The following is a 5,352-nucleotide window of genomic DNA, read 5'->3' as shown; positions in this document are numbered from 1 at the left end:
CCTCCTCCCCCGGCGGTCGGGCGCGGACCGGCCTCGGTGCGCTGCTGGCGGTCGGCGGGGTGGCGGCGGTCGTGCTCGCCGTGGGACGGGTGCTCGACGCCGGGGCCGAAGGAGTCGGCGCCGTGCTGGCCGGGCTGCTCTCCGGCCCGGTCTGGACGCTGGTGACCGGGCTCGGCGCGATCGTCGCCGGTGGCGTGGCGGTGACCCGACGCGACGGCGTGGACTTCGTGCTGGCGCTGGCCGGGGCGTGCCTGGCCCTCTTCGCCGGGATCGCCAACGCCGCCGTGCTGTCCCGGGCCGTCCCACCGGTGCCCTGGTCGGCCACCGCCACCCGGATGCTGATCGTGGTGGTCCTCGTCGCCGGGGCCGGAGCACTCGCCGCCGCGGTGCTGCGCCTGCACGCCACCGGCCGGGCCGCCACACCGACCGGGCCGACCGAGCCGGCCGAACCGGTCACTCGCTGACGGGGTGCGGGACGGGGCGGAACGGGTAGGGCAGTTCGAGCCGGTGCCGCGCCAGCAGCTCCGCGTCGGCCAGGAGCGCCGGGGTCGGAGCGTCGGCGACGATCCGGCCGGCGTCCAGGATCACCGAGCGGTCGCAGAGTTCGTAGGCGTACGGCAGGTCGTGGGTGACCATCAGCAGCGTCACCGGCAGGGACCGCAGGATGACGGCCAGCTCCCGCCGGGCCGCCGGGTCCAGGTTGGACGAGGGCTCGTCCAACACCAGGATCTCCGGACGCATGGCCAGCACGGTGGCCACCGCCACCCGGCGGCGCTGACCGAACGAGAGGTGGTGCGGGGTCCGCTCCCGGTGCTCCGACATGCCGACGGCGGCCAGCGCCTCGTCCACCCGGGCGGTGAGTTCCGCGCCGCGCAGCCCGAGGTTGGCCGGTCCGAAGGCCACGTCCTCGGCGACGGTCGGCAGGAAGAGCTGGTCGTCCGGGTCCTGGAAGACGATGCCGACCCGGCGGCGGATCTCCGCCAGCGTGGCCCGGTCCGGACCGACCGCCAGGCCGCCCACGGTGACGCCGCCCTCGGTGGGCACCAGGATCCCGTTGAGGTGCAGCACCAGCGTGGTCTTGCCGGCACCGTTCGGGCCGAGCAGGGCCACCCGTTCACCCCGGGCCACCGTCAGGTCGACACCGCGCAACGCGACGTGCCCGTCCGGGTAGGCGTACCGGACGCCGTGCACGTGCAGGCTGGGCGGCGGCCCACCGGTGGTCACGTCAGCACGGCGGCGGTGGCCGCCACGGTGCCCGCCAGCACCGGGACGGTGGCCGCGAGCAGCCACTGACCGGTCGTCGCCGCACCCGGACCCGACCACACCACCGGCATCACGCCGGTGTACCCGCGCGAACGCATCGCCAGGTACACCCGCTCCCCCCGCTCGAAGGCGCGCAGGAACAAGGCACCGACCCCGACCGCGAACCCCCGCACCTGCCAGAGGAAGCGCGGGTCGTCGCCCCGGGAGATCCGGGCGATCCGCATCCGGCGGGCCTCACCCACCAGCACGTCCAGGTAGCGCAGCATGAAGGTGGCGATCTGGGTGAGGATCTGCGGGCAGCGCAGCCGGTCCAGCCCGACGATCAGATCCCGCGTGGTGGTGGTCGCGGCCAGTAGCAGCGACGCCCACACGCCCAGGGTGCCCTTGGCGAGGATGTTCCCCGCGCCGTACAACCCGTCGACCGACAACGCCAGCCCGAGCACGTCGACCCGCTCCCCGGTGCCGAGGAACGGCAGCGCGACCGCGAACAGCACGAACGGCAGCTCGATCGTCGAGCGCAGGAGCAGCCAACCGGCGGGCACCCGGGCCAGCGCGGCGACGGCGGCGACCAGCAGGGCGTACACGCCGAAGGCCCAGAGCGCCACGCGGGGCGTCGCGACGACCGCGACGGTGAACGCCACCATCGCCGCGATCTTGACCTCCGGCGGCAGCCGGTGCACCGGTGAGTCGGACTCCCGGTACAGCACGTGCGCGGCGGCCATCCCCGCCGCTACCCCCGGCCCGACGCGGTGACGCCGTTCCGGTCCGCCTCGCCGTCCGGCCCCGGGCCACGACGGCGGACCAGCCAGAACGCGCCGCCGGCCACGGCGAAGGTGAGCAGTACGCCCAGCACGCCGGCCAGACCGGTGGAGACGACGTCGTTGTCCAGCCCGGCGATGCCGTAGTCGGCCAGCGGCCCGCCGATCTCGTGCTCCTTCTCCTGCCGCGCCGGGCAGTCCCCGCCGACGATCTCGTCGTCGGCGTCGAAGACGCAGCCCTCCCGCAGCGACGAGTCCAGCCCGTCGGGGTGCGCCGAGGCGACGTTGCTGACCAGGCCGGCCAGCAGCAGCGCGACGAGCAGACCGCCGACGAGGAAGGACCGGGACCGGGTACTCATCGGACACCTCCGGTAGCCGGGACGGACCTCGACGCGGTCGGCGACAGGGCCCGCAGCGCGTACACCAGGTCGGGTCGGACCTTCGCCACGGTGACCACGGTGGTCGCCGTGATCAGCCCCTCGCCGACGCCGATGAGCAGGTGGGAGACGGCCATCGTGCCGGCCAGACCGGCCAGGTTGCCGCCGAGGTCGGTGGTGCCGCCGAGCTGGTACTGCAGCACGAAGCCCATCGCCGCGACCAGCACACTGACCACCGAGGCGACGAAGGCCGCCACCGCCAGCCCGGTCGGCGTACGCGGCAGCACCCGCAGCAGCAGCGCGATCGTCAGGTACGCCACCGCGATGCCGACGACCGCCATGTTGGTGACGTTGAGCCCGAGCATCGCCACGCCGCCGTCACCGAAGACCAGTGCCTGCACCGCCAGCACCACCGCCACGCAGAGCGCGCCGACCCAGGGACCGACCAGCATGGCGGCGAGCGCACCGCCGAGCAGGTGGCCGCTGACTCCCCCGATGAAGATCGGAAAGTTGAGCATCTGCACGGCGAAGATGAACGCGGCGACCAGACCGGCCATCGGCGCGAGGCGGTCGTCCAGGTCCTGTCGTCCGCGCCGGACGCAGAACGCCATCGCCGCCAGCGCCAGCACCCCGAAGGCCGCCGCCACCGGGCCGTTGATGATTCCGTTGGAGATGTGCATGGCCAGGGTTTCCACGTGACCTCCCACGTGACGGCGGGCCCACGCTCGCCGGCAGAGGTGAGCGTATTTCCCGACATAGGCTGTTGCCAATACCTGGCAAGAGGGTGATCACGGGTGCGGCGTGCCGACCGGGTCGGCACGGCACGGCGGTAGGGTCGTGCCATGACCGCACCCGCTCGTCTCGCCGCCGGTGACGCGGCACCCGAGTTCACCCTCCCCACCGACACCGGAGGGCAGCTCACCCTGGCCGACCTGCGCGGCCGCAAGGTCATCCTGTACGCCTACCCGGCCGCGATGACCCCCGGCTGCACCAAGCAGGCGTGCGACTTCCGTGACTCGCTCGCCTCGCTCCAGGCCGCCGGCTACGAGGTGATCGGCATCTCGCCGGACAAGCCGGAGAAACTGGCCACGTTCCGCGAGCGCGACGCGATCACCTTCCCGCTGGTCGCCGACACCGACAAGTCGGTGCTGACCGCGTACGGGGCGTACGGCGAGAAGCAGTCCTACGGCCGTACGGTGACCGGGGTGATCCGCTCGACGTTCGTCATCGACGAGAACGGCAAGATCGAGCGGGCGCTCTACAACGTCAAGGCCACCGGCCACGTCGCCAAGCTCCGCCGCGATCTCGGCCTGGACTGACGCGGCGGACCGCCCGCCGACTCGACACGGTCCCGGCGCGACGCTCTAGACTCTGTCTCGCTGGCGGGAGTGGCGTAATGGCAGCCGCGGTAGGTTTAGGTCCTATTGTCCGAAAGGACGTGGGGGTTCGAATCCCCCCTCCCGCACCGACCGGTCCGTCGCCTTGGTCACGATCGCAGGTGATCGGGGTGCGGTTCGATGACGATGGGCACCGTGAGTCTGCGCTTCGTCCTGGATCCCGAGCTGACCCCCGATCTGCGTACCCGGATCGTCGCGCTCTGGGTCGACGTCACCAACGCGGGCGGGGCGGTCGGCTTCGTCGCCCCGGTCACCGCCGACCATGTCCGCACCATCGCCGACCCGACGCTGGCCGGGATCGCGGACGGGCCGGACCGCCTGCTGCTGGGGTACGACGGTGACCGGCTGGTCGCCATGGCGATCTTCACCGACCCACGGTTCCACCTCAAGACGCACCTGCGGGTGCTCACCCGCGTGATGGTGCACCCGGACACGCAGGGGCGTGGACTCGGCGAGGCGCTGATGCGCGAGGCCGAGCGGGTGGGCCGGGTCCTGGGGCTGGCGGCCCTGCACGTGACGGTGCGGGACGGGCTGGGACTGGACCGGTTCTATCGGCGACTCGGATACCGCGAGGCGGGCCGCTGGCCCGGCGCGCTGCGGGTCGGCCCCGGCGACGACCGCGACGAGATCCTGATGTGGCTCGGGTTGAGCGGGGTCGCCGCCATGGTCGGCGAGGAAGCCGGCGGCGCGGCAGATCGCTGACGGGCGAGCCGGACGTCAGGTGCCGCAGCCCGGCGTCGTGGCGGCCACCGGCACGGGCGGCAGGGCGGCGGGATCGCTGGTCGGCGCGGCCGGGGTCGCCGTCTCGGCCGACGGGGTGGTCGAGACGGACGGGGTCGGGCTTCCGGTGGCGCTGGCGCGCGGTTTCGGACTGGCCGACGGTGACCGGGACGCGGTGGTCGTGCCGCCCGTGGTGCCGCCGTACATCCGGACCGTGGAGCGCTGGACCTGACCGGGAGCCATCCGGATGCCGGTGGCGGTCACCCGGTGTCCACGGGTGTCGGTCACCCGGATCTGGTACGGCCCGGGGCCTGCGCCGGAGTCGATCAGCCAGTAGTTGTAGCTCTCCCGGGCGGCCGCCCGCCAGTTACCCGAACTGCCTTGGCGTACCTCGACCGCGCGCAGCGGGTTGCCGTGTCCGGCGACCAGCACGGCGAACCAGTACTGCGACGCGCCTTCCTTGATCCGGAAGGTGAGCGGGCCGGCCAGCGGCGGGTCGACCACCAGGCGGTAGCTGACGTTCACGATGCCCTGCACCGGGTCGGCGATCCGGGCGAACGCCTCCCGGGAGAGGTCGATGTGTCCGGGCGCGCACTCCGGGCACTGGTCCATGATCATGACACGGACCTTGCCCTTGGGCCCGGTCACGTCGAGGTAACCGCCGCAGCCCGCGCCGCCGGCGTACTCGCTGGGGCCGAGGGCGACGTAGAGACGGTCGGCGGGGGCGGACGGGTAGGAGCAGTTGCCGCCCTCGCCCTTGGAGTCGTAGAAGGTCGACTTCCCCTTGTTGAGGGTGCCGGCGGCGGGCGGGGCGAGCAGCGCGGCGGCGACCGGGGC

7 protein-coding genes, 1 tRNA gene and 1 pseudogene are annotated in these 5,352 nt (G+C 73.2%); 4 read left to right on the top strand and 5 right to left on the bottom strand.

What is annotated here, in order from left to right; all coding sequences use genetic code 11:
- Window positions 1-464: pseudogene (locus EYA84_RS25565) on the top strand (hypothetical protein); the annotation flags it as partial.
- Here the strand turns inward: EYA84_RS25565 and EYA84_RS25560 are convergent.
- From EYA84_RS25560 to EYA84_RS25545, 4 genes are read right to left on the bottom strand one after another with little or no spacing between them, the layout of a single operon-like run.
- On the bottom strand, window positions 454-1,224 hold the full coding sequence (locus EYA84_RS25560; protein ID WP_131056092.1) for an energy-coupling factor ABC transporter ATP-binding protein: 771 nt from the start codon (window positions 1,222-1,224) through the stop codon (window positions 454-456). The pseudogene EYA84_RS25565 and the gene EYA84_RS25560 overlap by 11 nt on opposite strands.
- Window positions 1,221-1,985, bottom strand: coding sequence for a cobalt ECF transporter T component CbiQ (gene cbiQ / locus EYA84_RS25555; RefSeq protein WP_131056090.1), 765 nt, complete (start codon window positions 1,983-1,985; stop codon window positions 1,221-1,223). Before cbiQ ends, EYA84_RS25560 begins: the two co-directional genes overlap by 4 nt.
- Window positions 1,986-1,993: 8 nt before the next feature.
- Window positions 1,994-2,380, bottom strand: a complete 387-nt coding sequence (locus EYA84_RS25550) for a PDGLE domain-containing protein (protein WP_131056088.1) — start codon at window positions 2,378-2,380, stop codon at window positions 1,994-1,996.
- Entirely contained in the window at window positions 2,377-3,093 is a 717-nt protein-coding gene (locus EYA84_RS25545) for an energy-coupling factor ABC transporter permease (protein ID WP_131056086.1), read from the bottom strand. The genes EYA84_RS25550 and EYA84_RS25545 overlap by 4 nt, the downstream gene beginning before the upstream one ends.
- A gap of 147 nt (window positions 3,094-3,240) precedes the next feature.
- On the opposite strand from EYA84_RS25545, the gene bcp reads away from it, so the two are divergent.
- The 3 genes from bcp (at window position 3,241) to EYA84_RS25530 (ending at window position 4,497) form a co-directional block, all read left to right on the top strand.
- On the top strand, window positions 3,241-3,717 hold the full coding sequence (gene bcp / locus EYA84_RS25540; protein ID WP_131056084.1) for a thioredoxin-dependent thiol peroxidase: 477 nt from the start codon (window positions 3,241-3,243) through the stop codon (window positions 3,715-3,717).
- A 63-nt stretch (window positions 3,718-3,780) separates the two neighbouring features.
- Window positions 3,781-3,863 (top strand) — tRNA-Leu (locus EYA84_RS25535).
- A gap of 58 nt (window positions 3,864-3,921) precedes the next feature.
- A complete protein-coding gene (locus tag EYA84_RS25530) occupies window positions 3,922-4,497 on the top strand; it encodes a GNAT family N-acetyltransferase (RefSeq protein ID WP_131056094.1) in 576 nt (191 codons plus the stop codon).
- Window positions 4,498-4,512: 15 nt separating this feature from the next.
- On the opposite strand, the gene EYA84_RS25525 is transcribed toward EYA84_RS25530, so the two are convergent.
- The coding region (locus EYA84_RS25525) for an expansin EXLX1 family cellulose-binding protein (RefSeq protein WP_131056082.1) at window positions 4,513-5,352 on the bottom strand (840 nt) is incomplete at its 5' end.

Origin of the sequence: Verrucosispora sp. SN26_14.1 (genome assembly GCF_004307965.1) — a bacterium.
Lineage (GTDB): Bacteria > Actinomycetota > Actinomycetes > Mycobacteriales > Micromonosporaceae > Micromonospora.
This window is presented reverse-complemented; position numbering and strand designations above follow the sequence as displayed.

Coding starts and splice junctions, on each gene's coding strand:
- cbiQ (WP_131056090.1), bottom strand. CDS start 1,985: ATGGCCGCCGCGCACGTGCTGTACCGGGAGTCCGACTCACCGGTGCAC.
- EYA84_RS25550 (WP_131056088.1), bottom strand. CDS start 2,380: ATGAGTACCCGGTCCCGGTCCTTCCTCGTCGGCGGTCTGCTCGTCGCG.
- bcp (WP_131056084.1), top strand. CDS start 3,241: ATGACCGCACCCGCTCGTCTCGCCGCCGGTGACGCGGCACCCGAGTTC.
- EYA84_RS25530 (WP_131056094.1), top strand. CDS start 3,922: ATGGGCACCGTGAGTCTGCGCTTCGTCCTGGATCCCGAGCTGACCCCC.